Source organism: Anoxybacillus thermarum (assembly GCF_000836725.1).
Classification (GTDB): domain Bacteria; phylum Bacillota; class Bacilli; order Bacillales; family Anoxybacillaceae; genus Anoxybacillus; species Anoxybacillus thermarum.
The window spans coordinates 1-940 of the sequence record NZ_JXTH01000130.1; the positions used below are offsets into that span (position 1 = coordinate 1).

A 940-nucleotide genomic window follows, 5' to 3' on the forward strand; every position below is an offset into this window, starting at 1 on the left:
AAGTACATGTTCCCTTTGACAACAACCAAGCCGAACGCGATCTTCGCATGGTCAAAGTCAAAGAGAACATTTCGGGTACGTTTCGCGAAGAAACATTCGCCCAGTCTTTTTGTATCACAAGAAGCATCGTTTCCACACTGACGAAACACGAAAAAAACGTGTGGGATTCGTTATGTCTTCTGTTGACGGGTGACACGCTTGATCATGTTCTTTCTACCACTTAGGGCATTTTCTATTACGGGGATGCCCTATTTGTGTTGCGCATCTTTACATACTACTATCGGAGTGAATAGTTACAATTAATAAGCATCTCCACTATATTACTACTACCAACCAAGCCAATTGGATTTTTTATTTTTTCCCCTTCCTCTTTAGAAATAGGCTCTAATTCTGCTATTGGTGTATTCGCATCCCCTCGACTAACAAAATATTCCTTGCCATTGTAAAACACAAAATCAGGTAACTCATATTCTTCAGGGTTGAATTTCTCTTTAGACAATTTCCCAATAATTTTCCATTCTTTATTAACGATTCCATATATTCCACTGTTAATAGTATATAGAACAGAAAGTTTTTCAAATTGATTGCTAAAGTTTTTTATATCTAATATTTCATTAGTGAAGATATCGAAATATTGTATATATATACATCCAAATTGACATTTTAACCTCTGGTTCACGCAGCACACCCGATGCGGCGTAATACCTCATCTGGGTGCTGTAAGACATGTTGTTCAAACCGAGTAATCGACTGGGCGATGTCCTTTTGATCTTTATGCAGGACGTTGGCGATGACTTCGTCTTTCAGCCACTTCCACAACCGTTCAATCGAATTCAAATGAGGCGAATACGGCGGTAGAAAAATAAAATGAAAGGCATCGCCTTCTTCGCTTTGAAGGAAAGCCTGCACCATCCTGGCATGATGAATACGCGCATTGTCC

Annotated in this window: 3 protein-coding genes; 1 reads left to right on the plus strand and 2 read right to left on the minus strand. The window is 39.1% G+C overall.

The genetic code is table 11. The annotated features are described in order from the left end of the window. Window positions 1-224: IS66 family transposase (locus tag LH47_RS14700; RefSeq protein WP_043968765.1), on the plus strand; the 224-nt coding region annotated here is incomplete at its 5' end. Between the two features lie 53 nt (window positions 225-277). Here LH47_RS14700 and LH47_RS14705 read toward each other — a convergent pair. Both LH47_RS14705 and LH47_RS14710 read right to left on the minus strand, forming a co-directional pair. Beyond that, complete coding sequence (locus tag LH47_RS14705; protein WP_052585068.1) at window positions 278-679, minus strand: Imm26 family immunity protein; 402 nt, start codon at window positions 677-679, stop codon at window positions 278-280. Next, a partial coding sequence (locus LH47_RS14710) for a transposase (RefSeq protein WP_043967864.1) occupies window positions 676-940 on the minus strand: 265 nt, incomplete at its 5' end. The genes LH47_RS14705 and LH47_RS14710, both read right to left, overlap by 4 nt.